This window comes from Streptomyces mexicanus, assembly GCF_902506575.1.
In the GTDB taxonomy this organism is placed as follows: Bacteria; Actinomycetota; Actinomycetes; order Streptomycetales; family Streptomycetaceae; genus Streptomyces; species Streptomyces mexicanus.
This window is the reverse complement of sequence record NZ_LR732544.1, coordinates 1,434,296-1,457,704: the sequence shown is the minus strand read 5'-3', so window position 1 is coordinate 1,457,704 and position 23,409 is coordinate 1,434,296. Positions and strand designations below refer to the sequence as shown.

The 23,409-nt window shown below is 68.2% G+C and carries 21 protein-coding genes; 15 read left to right on the top strand and 6 right to left on the bottom strand.

All coding sequences use genetic code 11. From position 1 onward, the window contains the following. Nucleotides 1-167: 167 nt before the first annotated feature. Nucleotides 168-971, top strand: a complete 804-nt coding sequence (locus tag GV126_RS06605) for a mycofactocin-coupled SDR family oxidoreductase (protein ID WP_185947038.1) — start codon at nt 168-170, stop codon at nt 969-971. Between the two features lie 123 nt (nt 972-1,094). Here the strand turns inward: GV126_RS06605 and GV126_RS06600 are convergent, their stop codons facing one another. Continuing rightward, nucleotides 1,095-1,451 (bottom strand): putative quinol monooxygenase, encoded by a 357-nt coding sequence (locus GV126_RS06600; protein WP_159663531.1) that lies wholly within the window; start codon nt 1,449-1,451, stop codon nt 1,095-1,097. 81 nt (nt 1,452-1,532) lie between these two features. On the opposite strand from GV126_RS06600, the gene GV126_RS06595 reads away from it, so the two are divergent. Beyond that, nucleotides 1,533-3,020, top strand: a complete 1,488-nt coding sequence (locus GV126_RS06595; protein ID WP_159663529.1) for a class I adenylate-forming enzyme family protein — start codon at nt 1,533-1,535, stop codon at nt 3,018-3,020. A 113-nt stretch (nt 3,021-3,133) separates the two neighbouring features. On the opposite strand, the gene GV126_RS06590 is transcribed toward GV126_RS06595, so the two are convergent. From GV126_RS06590 to GV126_RS06580, 3 genes are read right to left on the bottom strand one after another with little or no spacing between them, the layout of a single operon-like run. Further along, a complete protein-coding gene (locus GV126_RS06590) occupies nt 3,134-4,192 on the bottom strand; it encodes a 2-oxoacid:ferredoxin oxidoreductase subunit beta (RefSeq protein WP_159663527.1) in 1,059 nt (352 codons plus the stop codon). 2 nt (nt 4,193-4,194) lie between these two features. After that, nucleotides 4,195-4,524, bottom strand: coding sequence for a ferredoxin (fdxA, locus tag GV126_RS06585; protein WP_159663525.1), 330 nt, complete (start codon nt 4,522-4,524; stop codon nt 4,195-4,197). Nucleotide 4,525: 1 nt separating this feature from the next. Continuing rightward, nucleotides 4,526-6,406 (bottom strand): 2-oxoacid:acceptor oxidoreductase subunit alpha, encoded by a 1,881-nt coding sequence (locus tag GV126_RS06580; RefSeq protein ID WP_159663523.1) that lies wholly within the window; start codon nt 6,404-6,406, stop codon nt 4,526-4,528. Between the two features lie 115 nt (nt 6,407-6,521). Between GV126_RS06580 and GV126_RS06575 the strand changes: the two genes are divergently transcribed. Continuing rightward, the gene (locus GV126_RS06575; protein ID WP_159663521.1) at nt 6,522-7,139 is read left to right on the top strand and encodes a TetR/AcrR family transcriptional regulator; all 618 of its coding nucleotides are present in this window, start codon (nt 6,522-6,524) and stop codon (nt 7,137-7,139) included. Between the two features lie 3 nt (nt 7,140-7,142). Next, on the top strand, nt 7,143-8,306 hold the full coding sequence (locus GV126_RS06570; RefSeq protein ID WP_159663519.1) for a CaiB/BaiF CoA transferase family protein: 1,164 nt from the start codon (nt 7,143-7,145) through the stop codon (nt 8,304-8,306). A gap of 28 nt (nt 8,307-8,334) precedes the next feature. Here GV126_RS06570 and GV126_RS06565 read toward each other — a convergent pair whose 3' ends face one another. Then, complete coding sequence (locus tag GV126_RS06565; RefSeq protein WP_159663517.1) at nt 8,335-9,087, bottom strand: enoyl-CoA hydratase/isomerase family protein; 753 nt, start codon at nt 9,085-9,087, stop codon at nt 8,335-8,337. 10 nt (nt 9,088-9,097) lie between these two features. Further along, the gene (locus GV126_RS06560) at nt 9,098-10,084 is read right to left on the bottom strand and encodes an NAD(P)H-dependent flavin oxidoreductase (protein WP_268977398.1); all 987 of its coding nucleotides are present in this window, start codon (nt 10,082-10,084) and stop codon (nt 9,098-9,100) included. A 101-nt stretch (nt 10,085-10,185) separates the two neighbouring features. Between GV126_RS06560 and GV126_RS06555 the strand changes: the two genes are divergently transcribed. The 11 genes from GV126_RS06555 (at nt 10,186) to GV126_RS06505 (ending at nt 23,104) form a co-directional block, all read left to right on the top strand. Continuing rightward, complete coding sequence (locus GV126_RS06555; protein WP_159663513.1) at nt 10,186-11,328, top strand: acyl-CoA dehydrogenase family protein; 1,143 nt, start codon at nt 10,186-10,188, stop codon at nt 11,326-11,328. Nucleotides 11,329-11,350: 22 nt separating this feature from the next. Then, complete coding sequence (locus GV126_RS06550) at nt 11,351-12,100, top strand: SDR family NAD(P)-dependent oxidoreductase (RefSeq protein WP_159663511.1); 750 nt, start codon at nt 11,351-11,353, stop codon at nt 12,098-12,100. Nucleotides 12,101-12,133: 33 nt separating this feature from the next. Further along, the gene (locus tag GV126_RS06545) at nt 12,134-13,312 is read left to right on the top strand and encodes a thiolase family protein (RefSeq protein ID WP_159663509.1); all 1,179 of its coding nucleotides are present in this window, start codon (nt 12,134-12,136) and stop codon (nt 13,310-13,312) included. Nucleotides 13,313-13,523: 211 nt separating this feature from the next. Further along, on the top strand, nt 13,524-14,444 hold the full coding sequence (locus GV126_RS06540) for an SDR family oxidoreductase (protein ID WP_236569902.1): 921 nt from the start codon (nt 13,524-13,526) through the stop codon (nt 14,442-14,444). After that, nucleotides 14,441-15,169, top strand: coding sequence for an SDR family oxidoreductase (locus GV126_RS06535; protein WP_159663505.1), 729 nt, complete (start codon nt 14,441-14,443; stop codon nt 15,167-15,169). Before GV126_RS06540 ends, GV126_RS06535 begins: the two co-directional genes overlap by 4 nt. Before the next feature lie 2 nt (nt 15,170-15,171). After that, entirely contained in the window at nt 15,172-15,939 is a 768-nt protein-coding gene (locus GV126_RS06530) for an SDR family oxidoreductase (RefSeq protein WP_159663503.1), read from the top strand. A gap of 550 nt (nt 15,940-16,489) precedes the next feature. Then, nucleotides 16,490-17,962 (top strand): MFS transporter, encoded by a 1,473-nt coding sequence (locus GV126_RS06525; protein ID WP_159663501.1) that lies wholly within the window; start codon nt 16,490-16,492, stop codon nt 17,960-17,962. A 339-nt stretch (nt 17,963-18,301) separates the two neighbouring features. Beyond that, nucleotides 18,302-19,486 carry a cytochrome P450 gene (locus GV126_RS06520; RefSeq protein WP_159663499.1) on the top strand — a complete coding sequence of 395 codons (1,185 nt, stop codon included), beginning with the start codon at nt 18,302-18,304 and terminating at the stop codon, nt 19,484-19,486. Between the two features lie 209 nt (nt 19,487-19,695). Next, nucleotides 19,696-20,400 carry an ABC transporter substrate-binding protein gene (locus tag GV126_RS06515; protein ID WP_159663497.1) on the top strand — a complete coding sequence of 235 codons (705 nt, stop codon included), beginning with the start codon at nt 19,696-19,698 and terminating at the stop codon, nt 20,398-20,400. Between the two features lie 137 nt (nt 20,401-20,537). Then, on the top strand, nt 20,538-21,812 hold the full coding sequence (locus GV126_RS06510; RefSeq protein ID WP_328707327.1) for an NAD(P)-binding domain-containing protein: 1,275 nt from the start codon (nt 20,538-20,540) through the stop codon (nt 21,810-21,812). Between the two features lie 143 nt (nt 21,813-21,955). Next, nucleotides 21,956-23,104, top strand: coding sequence for an ABC transporter substrate-binding protein (locus GV126_RS06505; protein WP_159663493.1), 1,149 nt, complete (start codon nt 21,956-21,958; stop codon nt 23,102-23,104). The last annotated feature ends 305 nt before the right edge of the window (nt 23,105-23,409 follow it).

Below are 23,409 nucleotides of genomic sequence, written 5' to 3'. Positions count from 1 at the left end.
ACTCCCGCCCAGCGCCCGGATGCTCGCCGCCCTGGACGCGTCGTGGTGCGGCTACATGAACGTGACCAAGCGCAGTGGGGATCTTCTGTCGCGTACCTCACTGCTGTTGTCGAGCAGCTGAAGAAGCTAACCTATATAGCTCATTAAAATGAGAGAGTGAGGTCGTGATGGGACGAGTCGACGGCAAGGTCGTGGTGATCACGGGAGCGGCCCGCGGCATGGGACGCAACCACGCGGTGCGGTTGGCGGAGGAAGGCGCCGACCTCATCCTGCTCGATGCGTGCGCTCCCATGGAGCCGGTGCCGTACGCCATGCCGGGCCTCGACGAGCTCAAGGTGACGGCGCGGCTCGTGGAGAAGGCCGGGCGCCGGGCGTTCTTCCGGCAGGCGGACGTGCGGGACCGTGCCGGACTCAAGGAGGCGATCGACGCCGGTGTCGAGGCTCTTGGTGGCCTCGACGTGGTCGTGGCGAACGCCGGGGTGCTCGTCTACGGGACCTGGGACAGCATCACCGAGGAAGGCTGGGACACCACGGTCGACATCGACCTCAAGGGTGTGTTCAACACCTGCCAGCTCGCGCTTCCGCACCTCCTCGCGCGTGGTGGCCATCCCTCGATCATCAACATCAGCTCGGCCGCCGGCGTCAAGGGTCAGCCCCTGACGTTGCCGTACACGGCGGCGAAGTGGGGCGTGACCGGCCTGACCGCGGCCCTCGCGAACGAGCTGGCGGACCAGCAGGTGCGGGTCAACAGCATTCACCCGACCGGCGTCCCGACGGGCATCGACGTCCCGGAATTCCATGCCCTTCTTGCCGAGAAGCCGCATCTCGCCGCGATCTACCAGAACGCCATACCGGTCACCCGGGTCGACCTCGACGACATCTCGAACGCCGTGGTGTTCCTCGCCTCCGACGAGTCGCGGTACGTCACCGGCCTCCAGTTCAAGGTCGACGCCGGTGTCGGTATCCGCTGATCAAAAGCTCCGGCGTACGGCGGCAGCCGGGCAGAGCCTGACCTGCCTGACCACCACCCACGTGGTGATCAGGCAGGTCCGGGAGGCCTGCCTGCCCTCTGGCCGGCGATGGACGAGGGGCGATCAGGACTTCGCGGCGGGCTTCCCGCCGAGGCCGAGCTCGGCGCGGTCCTCGGCGGAGAGGACGCGGCCCTCGATGAAGGTGGCCCCACCGCGGCCTGCACGGCGGATCCGGGTTTCGTCGGCCAGCGCGGCGGTGAACGCGGTGTAGTGCGGTGAGGCGGTGTGGCTGTTGAAGGCGTCGACGTCCTGCCAGAACTCCACGAAGTGGAAGAGCCCCGGCTCCGAGATGTCCTCCGTGCAGCTGTAGTCGAGGCAGCCGGGCTCATCGCGGGTTCGTGCCACACACGCCGAGGCGGCTTCGACGAAGGCGGCGCGGCTCTCGGGGGCGATGCGGACGAGGGCGTGCAGTGCGTACATCACGACTCCTAATCATTTAACTAAGTACGTTGTATAGTGCCGCCATACGTATGAAGCAAGTAGGACACGAAGGGTGGCCCCGTGGGACTTCGCAACCAGCTCGAGGCGCTGCTCGCCGCTGCCCCCTCGTCCGCTCCCGCTGTGGGACTGGGTGATGAGTGGTGGACCTGGGGGCAGATTCGCACCATCGCCGAGAGCACCGACGAACTGTGCGATCGCCTTGGTCTCAAAGAGGGAGCGCGAGTCGGGCTTCTGCTGCAGACCCGACCCGAGTTCGTCGGACTCGTCATCGGAGTCCTCATGTCCGGCCGGTGCATCACCACGCTCAACCCGCTCCAGCCTCCGGCCCGGTTGTCCGCCGACATCGTCAAGAACGCCCCGCCGGTCGTGATCGGCGTCCGCGGTGTGGTGAACGATGTGGACGTCCGGGCCGCCATCGAGGGGCATGGAGTGGCGGTCCTGGGCGAGCCGGACGGCTCGCTGAGCACGGGACCGGCCGCGCCAGGTGTCGAAGAGGACTACGCCCCGGGCACCGCGGTGGAGATGCTCACCGCGGGCACCGCCGGGCCGCCGAAGCGGGTGCGGCTCGGATACGCGCAGCTCGACTCGGCCTTCGCGGCACAGGGCCGGGCCGGGGTCCCCGAGTTCAAGCAGGCCGTGGCGATCGTCAGCGTCCCGATGGTGCACATCAGCGGCCTGTGGCACGTGGTCAACACCGTACTCTCCGGGCGACGCCTTGTGCTCCTGGAGCGGTTCCGCACCGCCGATTGGGTGGCGGCGGTCGAGCGGTACCGACCGAAGGTCGCGAGCCTCGTGCCGGCCGCCCTGCGGTCAGTCGTCGAAGCCGACGTGCCCAGGGAGTCACTCAGCAGTCTCAAGGCGATCACGGCGGGGGCCGCGGCCTGCCCGCCGGAGCTGGTCGACGCCGTCCTCGACAAGTACGGCATCCGCGTGCTGGCCACGTACGGTGCCACCGAGTTCGCGGGCGCCGTCGCCGGCTGGACGCTCGGCGACCACGAGAAGTGGTACGACTCCAAGCGCGGCAGCGTGGGCCGGCCCTTCAAGAATGTCCGGCTCCGAGTGACCGATCCGGGGACGGGAGAGCCCCTCGCCACCGGCGAGGTCGGCCGGCTGGAGGTGCAGTCGGCGCAGCTGGCGGCCGGTGACCAGTGGACGTCGACGAGCGACCTCGGCCGCATCGACGAGGACGGCTTCGTCTTCATCACCGGCCGGGCGGACTCCGCGATCATCCGCGGCGGCTTCAAGGTGCAGCCCGAGACGGTGCAGCGCGCACTCGAGTCCCATCCCGGGGTCCGCGCCGCGGCGGTGGCGGGCATCGCGGACCAGCGGCTCGGGCAGGTGCCCGTGGCCGCGGTCGAGTTGGCCGACGGAGCTGAGGTCGGTCCCGCAGAGCTCCTCCAGATGTGCCGGCGCGACCTCATGCCGTACGAGGTTCCGGTGGCGCTCGAGATCGTCGACCGGCTTCCCCGCACGCCGTCGATGAAGATCAGCCGCGCAGAGGTCGCCGCGATCTTCGAGGAGCGCCCGAAGCGCGGGGGCCAGGCCTGACCCGGGGCGCCCCGGGCGACGGCCCGGCGCGCCCCGCCGGGGCTTATGAGTGAAAGCCCCGCACCAGCCCCCTGCGGGAGGTGGTGCGGGGCAATGTCGCGTGTGACCGCTGCTCAGAGGATCGTCCAGGTGTCGCTGCCGGCGATGAGACCCGCGAGTGCCTCACGGCGGTCGGACGTCTCCGCCGCGGCTGCGGCGAGCTGCTCGCGAGCCATGTCGTCGTACGTCGGGCGCTGGACCTGTCGGAAGATGCCGATGGGTGCCCGGTGCAGGACGCCGGCGTCGGTGAGCCGGGAGATCGCGAACGCGGTGGCCGGGTCGGCGGCGTGAGCATCATGGACCAGGACGTCCTCGTCCGCCGGGTCCTCGACGATCTCGACACCGGTGCCGGTCCGAACGACACCGTACTGCTGATCGCTCCCGAACCGGATCGGGCGGCCGTGCTCCAGCGGGATGATCGCGTCGTCGCGGGTGCCGGGGTTCTTGACGGCGTCGAAGGCGCCGTCGTTGAAGACCGGGCAGTTCTGGTAGATCTCGACCAGTGCCGTGCCGCGGTGGGCGGCTGCCGCCCGCAGGGCGGCCGTGAGGTGCTTGCGGTCGGAGTCGATCGTGCGGGCGACGAAGGTGGCCTCCGCTCCGAGTGCGAGGGAGACCGGGTTGAAGGGGGTCTCGAGCGATCCCATCGGCGTGGACTTGGTGACCTTGCCGGTCTCGCTCGTGGGGGAGTACTGCCCCTTCGTCAGGCCGTAGATGCGGTTGTTGAAGAGCAGGATCGTGAGGTTGACGTTGCGCCGCAACGCGTGGATGAGGTGGTTGCCGCCGATGCTGAGCGAGTCCCCGTCGCCGGTGACGACCCACACCGACAGGTCGGGGCGCGCGGTCGCGATGCCGGTGGCGATCGCCGGCGCGCGGCCGTGGATCGAGTGCATGCCGTAGGTGTCGAGGTAGTACGGGAACCTGGAGGAGCAGCCGATGCCGGAGACGAACACCATGTTCTCCCGGCGCAGCCCGAGTTCGGGCAGGAACGACTGCACGGCCTTCAGGATGGCGTAGTCACCGCAGCCCGGGCACCAGCGCACCTCCTGGTCGCTGGCGAAGTCCTTCGCGGTGAGCTTGCCGGTGGCCGCCGGGACACCGGCGAGACCGGGGAAGCCGAGGTCGGTCGTCGTCATTATTACTCCTGGGTGGGGACGCCCGGGGGAACCGCGGCGACGATCGGGTGGTCGGTGAGGGCGTCGGTCAACTTCACGGAACCGCCAGGAGTCCCGTGGTCGGCGAAGACCTCGGCGTTGACCTTCAGGTACGCGGCCTGGTCGCTCGGGAGGTCGTCCTCGTAGAAGATGGCCTCCACCGGGCAGACCGGCTCGCACGCGCCGCAGTCGACGCATTCGTCGGGATGGATGTAGAGCATGCGGCTGCCCGCGTAGATGCAGTCGACGGGACACTCGTCGACACAGGCCCGGTCGCGGACGTCGATGCAGCCCTGGGTGATGACGTAGGTCATGTCAGTTCTCCTCGGCGACGACCGTGATGGCCTCCGCCAGCTCGTCCGTGTCGAGGGGGAGCCCGGCCACCTTGTTGAAGCCGATGACGTCCACCAGGTACTTCGCGCGCAGCAGCAGGGACAACTGCCCCAGGTTCAGTTCGGGCACGAGGACCTTGTCGTACCCGCGGAGCACGTCCCCCAGGTCGGAGGGGAAGGGGTTGAGATGGCGCAGGTGGGCCTGCGCCACCCGGAGCCCGTTCGACCGGACGCTGCGCACGGCCGCGCTGATCGATCCGTACGTCGAGCCCCAGCCGAGCACGAGCACCCTGGCCGTGCCGCTCGGGTCCTCCACCCACGTGGGCGGGATGCTCTGTGCGATCCGGTCCACCTTGGCCTGGCGGGCGTTGACCATCAGGTCGTGGTTGGCGGGGTCGTAGGAGATGTTGCCGGTACGGTCGGCCTTCTCGAGCCCGCCGACGCGGTGCTCGAGGCCGGGAGTGCCGGGGATCGCCCACGGACGGGCGAGCGTCTCCGGGTCGCGTTCGAAGGGCATGAAGGGCGGAGCGCCGGCGTCCTCGCGAGGTGCGGCGAAGGCCGGGTCGATGACGGGAAGGTCCGCCACGTCTGGGATGCGCCATGGTTCGGAGCCGTTCGCGAGGTAGCCGTCGGAGAGGAGCAGCACCGGCGTGCGATAGGTCACCGCGATCCGCGCGGCTTCGAGCGCGGTGTCGAAGCAGTCGCCCGGTGACCGGGAGGCGAGCACAGGGACCGGGGCCTCGCCGTTGCGGCCGAACATCGCTTGGAGAAGGTCGGCCTGCTCCGTCTTCGTCGGGAGCCCGGTCGACGGCCCGCCGCGCTGGATGTCGATGACGACCAGGGGAAGTTCGGTCGCCACCGCCAGCCCGATGGTCTCGCTCTTGAGGGCGATCCCCGGTCCCGAAGTGGTCGTCACCCCGAGCGATCCGGCGAAGGACGCGCCCAGGGCGGCACCGATGCCTGCGATCTCGTCCTCGGCCTGGAACGTGGTGACACCGAACCGCTTGTGCCTGCTCAGCTCGTGCAGGATGTCGGAGGCCGGTGTGATCGGATAGGAGCCGAGGAACACCGGCAGACCGGACTGGACCCCCGCGGCGACCAGGCCGTGGGCGAGGGCGAGGTTGCCGGTGATGTTGCGGTACGTTCCCGCGGGCATCGGGGCGGGCTTGACCTCGTAGCGGACGGCGAACGCCTCGGTGGTCTCACCGAAGTTCCAGCCGGCCCGGAACGCGGTGATGTTGGCGTCGCGGATCTCGGGAACTCGCGCGAAGCGCTTCCTGAGGAAGCTGATGGTCGACTCGGTCGGCCGGCCGTACATCCACGACACGAGCCCGAGGGCGAACATGTTCTTCGCCCGGGCGGCGTCCTTGCGGGAGAGCCCGAACTTCTGCACGGCGTCGACCGTCATCCCGGTGAGATCCACCGGGATCACCGAATACTTCTGAAGGCTGTCGTCCTCCAGGGGGTTCGCGGTGTACCCGGCCTTGGCCAGGTTGCGATCGGTGAAGTCGTGGGTGTCGACGATGATCGTCGCCCCGGGGTCCAGTTCGCCGACGTTCGCACGCAGGGCGGCGGGATTCATCGCCACCAGCACGTCCGGCGCGTCACCGGCGGTGAAGATGTCGTGATCGGCGAAGTGGACCTGGAACGACGACACTCCTGGCAGGGGCCCCCGCGGTGCCCGGATCTCGGCGGGGAAGTCGGGGAACGTGGCGAGGTCGTTGCCGAGGGCCGCGGCCTGCTGCGTGAACCGGTCCCCCGTCAGCTGCATGCCGTCGCCGGAGTCGCCCGCGAAACGGACGATGGCCCGGCTGAGGGGCAGGCTGGGCTTCGGCTCAGGATGGGCGTGGGTACGTGCTGGCATGTCGGTCCTCTTCACCGTGAAGGCGTCGGACAATGAGGCTTAATGATATAACTGAAGCGACTTAGTTTAGTACCAGAAACTGTACCCAGATCGCAACCTTGGTATGATTTCTGGTATGGTTGCCATGCGTAGCACTCGTCAGTCGACGCGTCGGGCGGAGATCCTGACCGGCCTCGTCGAAATCTTCCTGAACGAGGGATTTCTCGACTTCAGTCTTGAGGACCTGGCAGTGCGACTCCAGTGCTCCAAGTCGACCCTCTACGTCGTGGCACCCAGCAAGGAGCAGCTGATCGTGGCCGTGGTCCGGGCATTCTTCCGGGAAGCCACGGACCGGGTGGAGGAGCGGGTCACCACCGAACCGGATCCGGTGAAACGCATCGGGGTGTATCTCGATGCGATCTCCCGGGAACTCGCGCCGGCGTCGAGCAAGTTCTTCGCCGACCTGAGTTCCTTCGCCCCGGCACACGAGATCTATCTGCACAACACGGCGATCGCCACCCGCCGGGTCCAGGAGCTGGTGGCGGCTGCCGAACCGTCCGGACACACCGTGAACGCCGTCTTCCTCGGTGCCGTGGCCGGCACGGTGATGGAGTCCATCCAGCGCGGTGAGCTGGGCGCGACCACGTCGCTCACCGACGCGGAGGCATACCGGTTGCTCGCCGACCTCATCGTGGCGGGCGTGACCAAGGCTCCCGGTGCGCGGAGAGCCGGAGGAACTCATGAAGAGCGGTAGTGGATGAGTGCGGTCCCGGTCGTCCTCGGTCAGGGGCGTGGCCCGCTGCGTGGACTGCGCGTCGTCGAGATCGCCGGGATCGGCCCAGGGCCGCACGCCTGCATGACCCTCGCAGATCTGGGGGCAGACGTGATTCGGATCGAGCGCCCGGGCGGTCAGGCGCTGGGGGGCGGGACCGACGACCTGTTGACACGTGGCCGGCCCTCGGTGGCACTCGATCTCAAACGGACCGAGGCGGTGGAGGTCGTCCTGCGGTTGGTCGCGGGCGCGGACGTCCTGGTCGAAGGACTGCGCCCCGGGGTGGCCGAACGGCTCGGCTTGGGGCCGGAGCGCTGCCGGGAGGTCAACGAGCGGCTGGTCTACGGCCGCATGACGGGATGGGGCCAGGACGGCCCGCTCGCACCGTACGCCGGGCACGATCTCACCTACATCGCCACAGCCGGTGTTCTGCACGGCCTCGGCCAGACCCCGGCGCGCCCCCAGTTCCCCGGCAACCTGCTCGGAGATTTCGGAGCCGGTTCGACGTACCTTGTGATCGGCGTGCTCGCTGCCCTGCTGGAGGCGAGGACGAGCGGACAGGGCCAGGTGGTCGATGCGGCCATCGTCGACGGGGCGGCACACCTGAGCGCGATGACGTACGGTCTGCTCGGCTCAGGAGCCGCCGTGGAGGAGCGGGCCTCCAACATGCTCGACGGCGGGGTGCCGTTCTACAACGTCTACGAGACCTCCGACGGCCGGCACATGGCAGTGGGAGCTCTCGAGCCGAAGTTCTTCTCCACCTTCGTTTCCCTTCTCGGAGTGGCCGAGGTGTGTCCCCCGCAGGACGAGCCCGCACGGTATCCCGAAATGCGGGAGCTCTTCGCGGCGACGTTCGCCACCCGGACCATGGCGGAATGGGCGAAGGTCTTCGAGGGCACCGACGCTTGCGTCGCGCCCGTGCTTCGCCCGAGCGAGGCCGCCTGCCATCCCCATATGCGGGCTCGGGCCACGCTGGTCCGCCGGGAAGGGCGCATCCAACCGGGTCCGGCGCCGCGTTTCAGTCGTACAGACGGGGCGCTCAGCACTCCGCCGAGTGCCGTCGGGACCTCGACCCGTGAGGCTCTGCTGGCGTGGGGGATCGCCGATGTCGATGCACTGATCGAGTCCGGGGTGGCCGTGCAGGGCTGACGTGCAGGCCTGCACGCCAGCCTTGCAGTCAGGCCTTCGGGGCGAGGAAGGCGTCGATGAGCTTGCCGCTCTCCTCGGTCGCCGCCAGGCGGGCGATCGTCGCGGCTTCCTTGTCGAGGTGTTCATCGAATGCGGCGGCGAAGCTCGACCGGATGAGCGACCGAGCCGCACCGAGCGCGTGAGCGGGACCGGCGGCGAGTCCGGTGGCGAAGGAATGCGCATCGACGTGGAGCGAGTCCTCGGCGACGACCTTCGTCGCGATCCCGAGCGCGACCGCATCGGCGCCCGGCACGCGCCGGGGCGCGAGCATGAGGTCCAGGGCGCGGCCCGTGCCGACGGCACGGGGCAACAGCCACGACTGACCGCAGTCGGGCGTGAGTCCCACAGTGGTGTAGGCCGTCACGAAGGTCGTCTTCGCCGTCGTGAACACGAAGTCTGCGAGCAGCACCAGCGACAGGCCCGCGCCGGCGGCAGACCCCTGCACCGCGGCGACGACCGGCTTCTCCAACGAGGCGATCGTCTTGACCGCCTCGTGTGCGGCGAGGGCCAGCTCACGGAGGAACGCCCCGCGGTCGTCGGCCGCCTGCATGGAGCGAAGGTCTCCGCCGGTGCAGAAGTACCGGCCGTTGCCCGTGAGGAGGACGACGCGGGCGTCATCGCGCTCGGCCACGGCGTCGAACGCGCGTTTCAAGCCGTGAGCCAGGGTGAGGTCGAGGGCATTGCCCTGATCGGGGCGGTCGAGGGTGACATGGGCGACCCCCTCGCGGACCTCCAGGGTCACAGAGTTCGGCTCAGGCATCGGCGACCACCAGCGCCGCCAGCCGCCGGGTCATGATGTCCTCGGCCTCGCCCACGATGTCGGCGACGACCTGCGCGCAGGTGCCGACGTACGAGATCAGGCCCTGCGCCATGCTCGCCCACCACATTCCCCCTTCGACGTCGCCTCCCTGAAGGACGTTCGCCCGGCCCCGGGCACCCGAGGCGAGTGCGGCGACGTCGGCGAAGGTCGCGCCCGGGCGCTGCGAGATCTCGGCGATCTGCTCCGATATCGAGTTGCGGGCGACGCGAGCGGTGTTGTGGAACTGCCGGAACACCAGGACGGAGTCCCGCTCGGAGTTCCGGACGATCTGCTGCTTCACGTTGTCGTGGATCGGTGCCTCCGTGGTCGCCATGAAGCGGGTGCCCATGTTGGCCCCGTCCGCCCCGAGGGCGAGTGCGGCGGCCAGGCCGGCGCCGGTGGCGATCCCGCCGGACGCGATGACGGGGACCGTGAGCTGCGCGACGGCCGCCGGGATCAGCACCAGACCGGGCACGTCGTCCTCGCCGGGGTGCCCCGCGCACTCGAAGCCGTCGATGCTGATGACGTCGACGCCCTTGTTCTGCGCGGAGACCGCGTGGCGCACGCTCGTGGCCTTGTGGATGACCTTGACACCGGCCTCGTGGAAGTCCGGGAGATGCGGCTCGGGACTCGCGCCCGCCGTCTCGACGATCTTCACGCCGGACTCGATGATCGCGGCCCGGTACTCGTCGTACGGCACGGGGTTGATCGTGGGCAGAATCGTCAGGTTGACACCGAAGGGCTTGTCGGTGAGGTCACGCGTGCGGGTGATCTCCTTGACAAGGGCCTCGGGCGTGGGCTGCGTGAGCGCGGTGAGGAAGCCCAGGGCGCCCGCGTTCGCCACGGCGGCGATCAGGTCGGCGGTGCCCAGGCCGGTCATGCCCCCGCAGACGAGGGGGGTCTCGATGTCGAACATCTCGGTGATGCGCGTTCGGAGCAAGAGTGCCTCCTGCATGCAAGCAGTACGGAAGATACCGAGGACAGTACCAAGGTTGCTACGAAAGTACAGTTACTGGTATCAGTTCTGACCGAGGAGGTGTCATGCCAGCAGAGCGTTTGATGCCCAGTCAGGAGGCTGCGGATCTGATCAGCCTGACCCGGAGCATTGCCGAGAAGGAACTTCGGGAGAAGGCGGCCGGTGCGGAGCGCAGTCACAGGTTTGAGCGTGAGGTGTTCCGGACCCTGGGCCGGGCCGGCCTGTTGGGGCTGCCCTATCCGGAGGAGTACGACGGCGGCGGGCAGCCGTACGAGGTCTACTTGCAGGTGGTCGAGGAGATCGCCTCGGCCTGGGCCGCGGTCGGTGTCGGCACGAGCGTCCATGTCCTGTCGTGTTTCGGGCTCTTCGGCTACGGAACGCCTGAGCAGAAGGCGCGCTGGCTTCCCGACATGGTCGGCGGCGAGTTGTTGGGTGCCTACTGCCTGTCGGAGTCGCACGCCGGCTCGGATCCCGCCGCGATGAGGACGCGGGCGGTGCGCGACGGTGACGAGTACGTGATCACCGGTGCCAAGGCCTGGACCACTCATGGCGGGGAAGCCGACTTCTACACGGTGATGGCCCGGACGTCCGACGACGGCGGCAGGGGCATCTCCTGCTTCCTGGTGCCCGCCGACGCTCCCGGGCTCAAGGCCGACCATCCCGAGGACAAGATGGGGCTCAACAGCTCGACGACGGCGACCATGCTGTTCGACGGGGTGCGCGTCTCCGTGGAGCGGCGGCTGGGGGAGGAGGGGCAGGGTCTCCCGATCGCACTCGCGGGTCTGGACTCCGGCCGCCTGGGGATTGCGGCCGCCGCCACGGGAGTTGCCCAGGCCGCTCTTGACGTGGCCCTCTCCTACGCCAAGGAGAGGGTCGCGTTCGGCCGGCCCATCGTCGAGCACCAGGGCCTGGCCTTCGTGCTCGCCGACATGGCGGCGGCTGTGGAGACGGCACGTGCGGCGTACCTGCACGCCGCTCGCCTCCGCGATGCCGGCAAGCCGTTCTCCCGTCAGGCGTCGATCGCGAAGCTGGTCGCGACGGACAACGCCATGAAGGTCACCACCGACGCAGTCCAGGTGCTGGGCGGTGCCGGTTACACCACCGACTTCCCCGTCGAGCGCTTCATGCGCGAGGTGAAGGTCATGCAGATCTTCGAGGGAACCAACCAGATCCAGCGCCTCGTCATCAGCCGCGACCTCGCGCGCTGATCCGCACACTCACAGGAGAACCATGAAGGTCGAGAACACAGCGGCGATCGTCACAGGAGCCGCTTCGGGACTCGGTGCCGCGACGGCTGCACACCTCGCTTCGCGGGGAGCGCGGGTGTTCGGCCTCGATCTGAACACGGACAACGCTCCGGCGGTCGAGGGGGTCAGCTATATCGCGACCGACGTCACGGACGAGCAGCAGGTGCGCGCCGCTGTCGCGAAGGCCGCGGCCAGTGGGCCGCTGCGTGTGGTGGTGAACTGCGCCGGCATCGGACCATCGGCGCGTATCCTCGGACGCAAGGGCGTCCACGACCTCGGCCTCTACACGAAGGTGATCCAGGTCAACCTGATCGGTACCTTCACCGTGCTCGCGCTCGCGGCGGAGGAGATCGCCGGGACCGAGCCGCTGGAGTTCGGTCAGCGTGGCGTCATCGTCAACACCGCGTCGGTCGCCGCCTTTGAGGGCCAGGTCGGTCAGGCGGCGTACGCCTCGTCGAAGGGCGGCGTCGTCGGGTTGACCGTCCCGGCCGCACGTGACCTCGCCCAGTACGGCATCCGGGTGAACACCGTCGCGCCGGGCATCGTAGACACGCCGATGCTGCAAACCGTGAGCGAGGAGTTCCGCGGCGCGCTCGCCGCCGGCATCCCGTTCCCGCAGCGGCTGTGCCGCCCGGACGAGTACGCCCAGCTCGTCGGCATGATCATCGACCACGACTACCTCAACGGGGAGACCATCCGCATGGATGGCGCGCTCCGGATGGCCCCGCGCTGACCGTCCGCCGACGCCGTGACAAGGAGTAACCACATGACGAACGCAGTGATCGTCGACATCGTCAGAACCGCGTCGGGCAAGGGGAAGCCGGGCGGGGCACTCTCCACGGTCCATCCCGTGAATCTGCTGGCCACGGTCCTCAGGGCACTCGTCGAGCGCAACGGGCTCGACCCCGCGCACGTCGATGACGTCATCGCCGGATGCGTGACCCAGGCCGGCGACCAGGCCATCAACGTGGCCCGCAACGCACTCCTGACCGCGGGCTTCCCGGAGAGCGTGCCCGGTACCACGGTCGACCGGCAGTGCGGATCGAGCCAGCAGGCGGCGCACTTCGCAGCACAGGGTGTCATCGCCGGCGCGTACGACATCGCGATCGCGTGCGGGGTCGAGTCGATGAGCCGCGTGCCCATGCTCTCCTCGGCACAGAACGGCCATCCCCAGGCTCCGCTTCACGCCCGGTACCCGAACCTTCCCCATCAGGGGATCGGGGCGGAACTCATCGCGGCGCGATGGAAGTTCGACCGCGCCGAGCTCGATCGGTTCGCCGCGCGGTCGCATCGGCGGGCGGCCGGTGCCGCGGCCGCCGGTGCCTTCGACCACGAGATCGTGCCGGTCGTGCTCCCTGACGGCAGCACGCACACCGTCGACGAGACGGTGCGGCCGACGACCACGGTCGAGGGGCTCGCCGGATTGAAGCCGTCCTTCTTCACCGACGAGATGGCCTCCCGCTACCCGGAGATCAACTGGGCGATCACACCGGGCAATTCGTCGCCTCTCACCGACGGTGCATCGGCAGCGCTCATCATGAGCGAGGAGAGGGCGGCGGCGCTCGGCCTGGCGCCGCGTGCAAGGTTCCACACGTTCGCGGTCGCCGGAAGCGATCCGGAGATCATGCTGACGGGTCCCATCCCCGCGACCCACAGGGCGCTCGAACGCAGCGGTCTGGCCATCGACGACTTCGACGTCTACGAGGTCAACGAGGCCTTCGCTTCCGTGCCGCTCGCCTGGGCGAAGGAGTTCGACGCCGACCCCGACAAGCTGAACCCCCGCGGCGGCGCGATCGCGCTCGGACACCCGCTCGGCGGCTCCGGGACGCGTCTGATGGCCACGATGCTCAACTACCTGGAGTCGACGGGGGGCCGCTACGGCCTGCAGGCGATGTGCGAAGGCGGCGGCATGGCGAACGTGACGATCATCGAACGGCTCGGGTAGGGAACCGCCCATGCCCCGCGAGACTGGTCTCGACCGGTGCGCTCGGGGACCCACTCGGTGAGGAGGGGCGCCGGCCCGCTTGCCGCCGGGCCGGGCTCATCCCGCCTGGTGCGGCCGGCGAAGTCGGAGGATCGGCGCCTCCCAGGCATGCGCCGAACGGTCGTCGGCAGTTGCTGCAGCAGCGACTCTTATGGTGTATTAAGTTAACTGAATGACGTTGACTGACGACGATGGAGTTGCCGTGGCGCTGCGTGAGCCCCCTGAAGTCGCTTCGATGCTGCCGGCTGACACGCTTGCCGGTCGGGTCGCCCTGGTCACGGGCGGAGGTTCCGGGCTGGGGCTGGAATCGGCTATGGCATTCGCGCGCTGCGGTGCGAGTGTCGGTCTTCTGGGACGCACCCTCGGCAAGACAGAGAAGGCGGCACGCCGGATCGCCGACGAGACAGGTGTCCGCGCGGTCGGCGTCTGCGGGGATGTGCGCAAGGCCGACGAGGTCGCGGCGGCATTCGAAGCCGTGGAGAACGCGCTGGGACCGATCTCGATCCTGGCGAACAACGCGGGAGCGAACTTTCCCGCGCGGTCGGCAGAGCTCTCCGCGAATGGATTTGCTGCGATCTCGCGGATCGCGCTGGAGGGCACCTTCATCGCGTCGAGTGAGTTCTTCCGGCGTTACCTCGCCGCGGGCCTGACGCGGGGTGCCATCGTGAACAACGGTGCGCAGTATCAGGCCACGGGATACCCCGGCGCCGCGGCGTCGTCCAGTGCGAAGGCGGGCGTGGCCACGCTCACGCGAGCACTGGCGGCCGAGTGGGCGGGCGACGGTGTCCGGGTGAACAGCATCGTGGCCGGATGGTTCCCGCACGACGGGTCGAGAACCGCTACGGCGGAGGAAGCCGACGCGAAGGTGGGGCCGCGCATCGTCGCCGGCCGGGTCGGGCGTATCCGGGAGTACGGCTGGCTCGCTGCATTCCTGGTCTCGCCGTACGCGGCCTTCGTGACGGGCGAGAATGTACACCTGACGGGCGCCGACCACCTTCGTCGACGACCGATCGGCTTCCCCTATCAACCGGTCTCCGAGCGAGAGAATCTCTGGGAGTCGGACCTTGCGGACAGGACAGGTGTGAGGCGATGACAGGACTTCCCACGCCGCCGGCCACCCTTGCGGCCATGCTGCCGCCCGACACGCTGGCCGGCACGGCAGCGCTCGTCGTCGGAGCCGGCTTCGTCGCCGAGACGGCGGCAGCCGGCCTGACGGAGATCGGCGCTGCGGTCTCGAAGATCGACCTGGCCGATGCGAAAGCTGTCCAGCACACGGTCGGTGCGACTGACGCCGAAGTCCTGGTGATCGTTCCACCGGACCTGACCGAGCCGGAGATCGCGGACGGTGTCTCGCTCGGGAGCTGGCAAGCCGGGCCGGGCAGCATGCTCGAGTCGGCTTTCGGAGCACTCGCGGCGTTCGGTGCCGCACGCGCGGAGAACGGCGGTGTCGCGCTGATCACGGTCGATCCGGTGGCGCTCCACGGGGGACCGGGCGCGGCCGCGGCGGCGGGCGCCCAGGCGGCTCTTGTCGGTCTGGTGCAGTCGCTCGCCGTGGAGTGGTCCCCGCGCGACCTCCGTGTCAACGCCCTGGCGGTCGGCCACTTCAGCGGTGCCGGCGGCGCCGGTCTGCCCGGCAACATTCCGGCACTTCGGCTGGGTGAGGCGCGGGAGCTGGCGTGGATGATCGAGTACCTGTGCTCGCCCTACGCGGCGTACCTGACGGGCACGACCATCACGGTGGACGGCGGCGACTCCCTCAAGCGCTACCTTCTGGAGCCCGTGCACACGAGGAACGAGTTCCTGCGCGGCGGGAGGTAGACGTGCGTTTCGAGGGCAAGGTCGCACTCGTCACCGGCGCCAGCCGTGGCATCGGGTTCCAGATCGCGAAGGACCTGCATGCCGAGGGGGCCCGGGTGGCGATCACCGGCCGACGAGAGGACGTGCTCAGGAGTGCGGCCGCCGAGATCGGACGAGATGTGCTCGCGATCGCGGGCAGCGCCGACGAACCGTCGCATCAGGCCGCCACGGTGGCCGAGGTGGTCGACCGGTTCGGAGCGGTGGACCACCTGGTGAACAGCGCCGGTGTGAGCCTCAAGCTCGGCAATCTCGTGGACGTCGATCTCGACCGGGGTCGCGGGATGGTGGAGCTCAACTGCCTGGCGCCCATCGGATGGGTGCAGCAGGTCTGGCATGCCGGCCAGATGAGCAAGAGGGGCGGCTCGATCATCAATGTCGCCTCGGGTGCGGCCTTCCGCTCGTCCAAGGGAAACGGTCTGTATGGCGCGACCAAGTCGATGCTGCTCCACCTCACACGCTCGATGGCCTTCGAGATGGCACCCACCGTGCGCGTGAACGCCGTGGCCCCGGGTCTTGTCCGCACCGACTTCACCAACGCCTACTTCGAGGGCGGCAACAACCCGGGCGAGGGAATCCCGATGGCCAGGGCCGGCGAGCCCGAGGACATTGCCCGCGCAGTGCTCTTCCTCCTGTCCGACGACGCCTCCTGGGTCACCGGGGAGACGCTTCTCATCGACGGGGGCATCGTCCTGGGCGGCAACCCCAAGCGTCCGCAGGATGCTCAGAAGTAGCACGCCGGTGGGCCCCACCGGGCAGAACTTCTCTGAGCTGATGGGCTGACATCACCCGACCGTGCCGTTCAGTCGCGGGGTGCGGGGCTTGATGCGGAGGGGCCCGATGCCGTCGCCCAGTCCGTGTCGGTGGGCCAGGCCCGAGGGCAGGATCAGTGCGACCGCTCCTGGCTGCCGCAGCATGAACCCAACTCGCGCGATCCGTGAAGGAGACGATCCGCCGGGCCACAAATTAGGTTTAATCATCTATCTGTACTTGTCCTTCCGTGACGGTTAGCATCGCACGAGCTGCCGGGCTGATCCCGGGCAGCCGATACGCCGAGGCACCTCGCCACGTGCCTCATCCGGCTGTGCGCTCCTTCGCGAAATCTCCTTCCGGTCAGCTTGTGTCCACGACCTCAGCCGGCCACTGACGAATCCGGTTCCTCCGGGCAGGGCCCGTCCGCCCACCGCCCGTCCCCTCAACACGTACCCGCGGCGACGGCATCGCCGTTCGCGAACCGGCACCGCATCAACACGGTTCATCAGCCGCTTGGTCCCAGGGAGGATCATGAGCGAGATATCGGTCGGCCTGCACCAAGAGGATCCCCACACGGCCGCCCCCGAAGAACGGTCAACGGCCTACTACATGTTCGTCCTGGTCGCGGTGTTGCTGCTGTCGGAGACCATGACCTTCACGGCGATCCTGTTCTGGAATGCACTGCCCTCCATGTCGGCGCTGTTCACGCCGGCCCAGCTGCCGTGGATCGTCAGCGTCAGCCTGCTGGTCGCCGCCGCCCTGCAGCCTCTGATGGGCAAGCTTGCCGACATCTTCGGCTTCCGGCGGCTGGTCCTGGCGGTAGCACTGACCTACGTCGTCGGATCTCTGATCGGGGCTCTCACCAGTTCGTTCCCGCTGATCATGGTGGCGCGTGTCCTGCAGGCCCCGGCCATCGCCATTCCGGGCGTCATCTACTCGTTCTTCCGCGGGTTCTTCCCCAAGCGGATGGTGCCGATCGCGATCGGCATGAGCTCCACCGGCATCGGGGTCGCCGGGATCGCCGCCCCACTGATCAGCGGCGCCCTGCTGGCGGCGTTCGGCTATCACGCGATCTTCTGGTTCTGCCTCATCTACATGGGCGTGTTCGCTCCGATCGTGTTCTTCGTCGTGCCCGGCGGCCCCCGGAACCGGCACCGCGTGGATGTGCTGGGATCGGTGTTGCTCACCGCCGGGGCGGGGCTGCTGCTGTTCGGCGTCAGCGAAGGCCCGGAACTGGGCTGGACCTCGCCCACCACCTTGGTGCTCCTCGTCGCAGCGGTGCTCCTGCTGGTGGCCTTCGCTGTCGTGGAGTACCGGGTCCGCGAACCCATGATGGACATGCGGCTGCTGTCCGGTCCCGCCCTGCGCGCCACACTTGGGGTCTCCCTGCTCGTCGGAGCCACAAGCGGCGGGTGGGGATATGTCATCCCCCAGCTCCTGGAGGCCGAGCGGACTGCCGGGATCGACTACGGGTTCGGCCTGTCCGCCACGCAGGTCGGCCTGGTGACCCTGTCCTCAGGCATCGTGGGCATGCTGTTCGGGCCGTTGGGCGGGTATCTGGCCCGGCGCTTCTCGCCCCGCCTGGTCATGCTGTGGTGCGGCTCGCTTGCGGTCATGGCGACCGTGGCCATGGCCTTCTGGCACAGCCGGCTGTGGGAGTACGTCGTCTTCGGCGTGCTCTACGGCGCCTTCAACGGGTTCTACTTCGCGGCCGGCCCGAACCTCGTCATCGAGGCCGTGCCCGCTCGGCTGACCGGCGTCAGTACCGGGATGCAGGCGTTCACCTCGGCCTTCGCCGGATCAGCGATGCCGATCGTGGCGACGGTCATCCTCTCCGCGAATGTACTGCACACCGACTCGGCCACGCACCAGGTGGTCTATGCCTCCCGCGGCTACACTTACGTCTTTCTCACCCTCGCGGTCGCAGGCATGGTCGGGTTCGTACTCACGGCATTCATGCGTCACGGCAGGCGGCCCGCCACCGGCGGGGCGGCCGCCCACTGACATCCTGCCGGAGGCGCACCGACCGGGCGGCAAAGGCGTGATTCCCTCACCGCTGCCGGACGAGCAGGCGGCAATGGCCGCGCAAACTGGCTTTCGCCATCGGACAGTTCGTGACGGCGCATCCTCCCGCTCTGATCCGCTGCTCGAGAGCACTTGAAGTCGCAACCTAGTGGAAGGGTGTGGCGTGCGCTACAGTCCCTAGCGAACTTATCTAACTAGTTCAACTGATACGGCGATTCGTACTCGTGCGAAGGGTGAAGCCGAAGCCGGAACCAGTAGCCGCCCTCCTTGTTCGTCGACCAAGAGAGACGAAGGCACATGACAGTCACGTGGCCAGTAATGCCGACAGAGCGTCCGACCAAGTTCGACCCACCCGTCATCTACGGCGAGCTGCGTGATGAAGCGCCGGTCACCCGGGTACGCTTCCCCGCCGGCATGGAGGGCTGGCTGGTCACTCGCTTCGACGATGTCGCCGCGGCGTTCCGCCACCCCGCGTTCGCGGCCGCGAGGCCGAGGTACGAGTCCCCGGACGCCGACCCCACGGGCAGGACGCCTACGCCGTTCAGCGGAACATTCGTGCACATGGACGGTCAGGACCACGCCGCGTACCGGCGTCTTCTGGGCGGTCGCTTCACTGTTCCCAGTGTGCGGCGGCAGCTCCAGCCCTACATCGAGCAGATCGTCGCCGAGCGACTTGACGCGATCGAGGCGGGGCCGGAGACATTCGATCTCGTCCACGAGCTCGCCCTGGCGATCCCGTGCCTCGTGATCTGCGAGCTGCTCGGCGTGCCCTACGCCGATCGAGACGCCTTCCACGCGGCGTCGCTCAAGATCATGGACTTCAGGTTGTCGCAGGCCGAGCGGGACAGCGAGCGTCAGTGGATCCTCGACTACATCCGTGATCTGCTCGCCCGCAAGCGCGCCAGCGGCGATCTGACCGGTCTGCTCGGAGAGATGCTCGGCCAGATCGACGGTGGCGACGCCTTCTTCACCGATGAGGACCTCGTCAAGGTCGGCGGACTCCTCCTCGTCGCAGGCCACGACACCACGGCGAACATGATCTCCCTCTCGGTGTTGACGATGCTGACCCATCCCGAGCACCGCCGGTTCGTGCTCGAGAACCCCGACAGGATCGACGTCGTCGTCGAGGAGCTTCTCCGGTTCCTCTCGATCGTCCACTTCGGGCTCGGGCGAACGGTCACGGAGGATACCGAGTTCCGCGGCGTTCGGATGAAGAAGGGCGAGCTCGTGGTGGTGTCGCTCGTGGCAGCGAACCGGGACCCGCGCAGGTTCGAGGACCCTGATGTGCTCGACTTCGATCGGCAGGCGCTGCGGCACTTGGCATTCGGCTTCGGGGCACATCAGTGCATCGGGCAGAACATTGCCCGTGCGGAGCTCAGGGCCGTCGTTCCGGCAATCCTGCAGCGCTTCCCGGATCTCCGCCTCGCCGTTCCGCTCGAGGATGTTCCGATGCACTCGCACTCGACCAACTACGGCGTCGAGGCGCTGATGGTCACGCGGTGAGCCCACCGGCTCGCCGGTCCTGCGCCGGGCCCCGGCGGGCATGCTCCGCGTTGCCTGCCCGCGGTTGCCGAGGGCAGGCAACGAGCGGACTGCTCCAGACACAGCCATACAGGTCAGCTGATCATCCCTGAGCCCCCTGGAAGTGACGTGCACGGCAACAGGGCTGCGGCAGGGATCCGCAGCCGGCATTTCAAGGAGAGGCAATGAGGATGAGGGTCACCGCCGCACTCGTGGCCTCTGGTCTGCTGCTCGCTGCTTGCGGGTCCAACAGCGGGCACGGCAGCGGCTCATCCGGAGCGATCAGGATCACGCAGATCGCGCCGTACCACTCGCGGACGACCTCGCTGCCGATGATGAAGACGTCAGTACAGGCTGCCGTTGACGAGATCAACGATGCGGGCGGCATCAACGGCCGCAAGCTGCGGCTGGAGACCTGCAACGAGGAACAGGACCCCAACGTCGCCCTCCGCTGTGCTCAGACAGCAGTCCAGGACAAGGCGGCGGCCGTCGTCGGCGGTCTGACGAGCGTCGGCAGCACCATGCTCCCGGTACTCGAGAAGGCCAAGATTGCCTGCATCGGCCCTGACGCCATCACGCCCTACGATGCCAAGAGCCCGGCGAGCTTCCTGTTCGACGCGGGCGTCCCCGGCTATGCCGCCATGCCGGCGGTCGCCAAGTCCGCGTTCGGAGCCACGAAGGTGGCCGCGATCCACACCGTTGCAGATGACGCGAACGAGTGGGGCAAGCAGTACCTCGCCGCGGTGGCGAAGTACCAGCCGGACGAGAAGGCGATGTCGGGTGTCGGTCTGCGCGCCTACTGGGCGGCTCACCTCTTCGCCGACGTGTTTCCGGCCGAGATCGTCGACGGCAGGATGGTCGTGAAAGCCCCGTTCGACCCGTTCATGCGGGGATGAGCCGCGGTGGGGGCGGCCCGAGGAGCCGACCCCCCACCGCCTCGGTGTCAGGCCCGCGCCACAGCGCAGCCACGAACAGTTGCCGTCGATGACGTCGGCCTCCTGACGGCATCGGCCGCGAACGCGCATCAGCTGCCGTGAACCAGAGAGGGATCAAGGTGAGTGAGAGCAAGTACGGCGTCGTCGGCCTGGGGCACATCGGTCGGCGCCTCGTTGCCGGTCTGAGGAACGGGGGACACCGCCCCGTCGTCCACGACGTCTCGCCCGAGGCCATCGCAGCGGTCGGCGCGGCCGATGCGGCGAAGTCGGCCGCGGACCTGGCGACGCAGACCGACGTCGTGTTCATCGCAGTCCTGTCGGCCGAGCAGGTGCGCGCGGTCGTCATGGGACCTGATGGTCTTCTGGCAGGGGCGCACCCCGGCTCCGCCGTCGTCGTCATGAGCACCATCGATCTGCAGTCCGTACGCGAGATCGCTGCTGAGTGCCATGCGAGGGGAGTCGTCGTCGCCGACTGCGGGGTGACCACCCTCCCGGGTTCGACGGACGACCAGGTCCGCAGTGTGGTTGCGATGGTCGGCGTGGGCGACGCCGCGCGCGACGACGTCGTGGCCGCGCTTGAGCTGGTGGCACAGTCGGTCGTCGGCTGCGGCGGGGTCGGTTCCGGCATGGCCACCAAGATCGCGCGCAACATCGTGACGTACGGCAGCTGGATCGTCTGCGCTGCAGCCGGCCGCCTGCTCGCTGCCGCAGGTGTCACCGACGAGGGCCTGCGCCAGGCGATCGCGGATGCCGACCCCGACGGTCGCACGATGTTCTTGCTTGAGGACGAGATCGGCTTCGCCCCGGAGAACCGCTCCCGACGTGAGCGGATCTCCGATCTCATCGAGAAGGACCTGGGTGCTGCCGTTGAGCTCGCGCGCACCGTCGGCGTGTCGGCGGCGTTCACCGAGTTCGTCATTCGGGAGCGTGCAGAATTGCTGAAGCTGGTCGAGCGAGGCGAAGCGCAGATCCGGGAGGACATGTCTCGCTACGACTGGGGTCGTCGGTGGATGGACATCGTCTACGGCCCCGGTTTCCACGATGCGAGCGTCAACCGCGACGGCAGTCCGTACAACCTGGAGACGGTCGAGCATCTCTTCGGAGACATATGGAGTCGGCCCGGCCTGTCACTCCGCGAGCGCCGGATGCTCGTCATGGGTGCATCCGCTCAGCTGGGCCGCGCTGACCTGATCGAGACTCAGGTGTACGGCGGCCTTCTCAACGGCGAGTTCTCCGAGGCGGAGCTCGAGGAGATGATGATCCAGCTCACGCCCTATGTCGGTTGGGGCAGGTCCAGTGCGGTCAACAAAGGGATCAAGGCGGCGGTCGGCCGGTGGAAGGCCGGCATCGGGACGTCGGTCACCGCGGACTGACCGGTGGGATCCACGCCGCGCTTCGACGCTTTCGGCCGCCCTGTGTCTTGGCTAAATGCTCACCGGCACATGACTTCGGTGGGGCGCGTAGCCCCGTATATCCCTTTGGAGGGAAAGTGAAGCGGTGCGTAATTTCGATAGGCATGGTGGGATCGCTCGCCTGCCTGACGGCCTGTGGAGGCAATGCTTCCGCGGGTGGCGAAGGCGATTCCACCGGTCCGATCAAGATCATGCAGATTGCCCCGTACCAGTCTCCGTCGTTCTCTCTCCCGTTCATGAAGAGCTCGATCGAGGCTGCCGCCGCGGAACTGAACGAGGCGGGTGGTATCAACGGCCGCAAGGTCACGGTGGTCCCGTGCGACAGCAAGTACGACCCGAACGAAGAGCTCCGGTGCGCGCAGAAGGCCGTCCAGGAGAAGGCAGCTGCTGTCGTCGGCGGGCTGATGATGAACGGTGCCCAGGCGCTCGCCGTTCTGGGCCAGGCGAAGATCCCATCGATCGGTGCCGACGCCATCACTCCGGATGATGCCAAGAGCCCGGCCAGCTTCCTCTTCGACGCGGGTCTGCCGGGCTACGCGGCGATGCCGGCGGTCGCGAAGGAGAAGCTGGGCGCGACGAGGATCGCGACCTTCAACAACGAGTCTGCGACCGTCAAGACGAACAACGACTACTTCAAGCAAGGGGCGAAGCTGGCCGGTGTGAAGATCGTCAGCAGCGTCACCATTCCTAATGACGCGGTGGACTACAGCCAGTTCGTGGCACGGGCGGAGGCTGACGGCGCCCAAGCGATCGTGTCCCCCATGACCTCGGAAAGCAACCTGAAGCTCTTCAAGGCACTGGGGACCGCGGGTTCCAAGCTTCGGGTCGTGCTGAGCGCCAGTTCCGTGACGCCGAATCTGGTGAAGGAGGCCGGCTCGGCTGCGAACGGCTCCTGGCTCGTCCAGGGCACGCCGAACGCGGCCGGCGACAACCAGTGGGGTGCTGCCTACGTGGCCGCCATGGAGAAGTACGAGCCGAAGGAGAAGGTGTACTCGGGCGTCGGCCTGCGCGCGTACTATGCACTCCGGTTGTTCGCGCAGGTGATGGAGAAGGAAAGCCGTCCTGCGACAAGTGCCAACGTCTGGGACGCGTTCTCCAAGGTTTCGAACATGAAGTTCGCGTGGATCGACGACCTCGACTTCACCAAACCGGGACCGGTGCCCAACCTGCCGCGGGTCGTGTCGTCGAAGGTCTTCATGCTCCAGATCAAGAACGGCAAGTTCGTCCCCGCCGGCGACATGAATCCGTTCTGAGATTTGTCCCGTCATCCGCGGTCGAACGGCGCGCGGCGTCGGATGCTGGGGGCACCTCCCACGCCTTTCAGGCAGTGGGGGATCATCGCACGGCGCAGGAGCGTCCGCATACGGGTGTATGCGGACGCTCCGATAACGCGGTGAGGTGCCGTAGCCGGCGTCGCGCGCCCGCCAGGGATGACGGGACTGCCCTTAGCCTGCTGACCGCTGCCGCCGGCGTGACCTGACCGCGGCCGAAGCCGATCACCGAGGCTGTCCGGCCCGCGTTCGACGAGCTCGACCGCACCGTCCCGCACACCCTGACC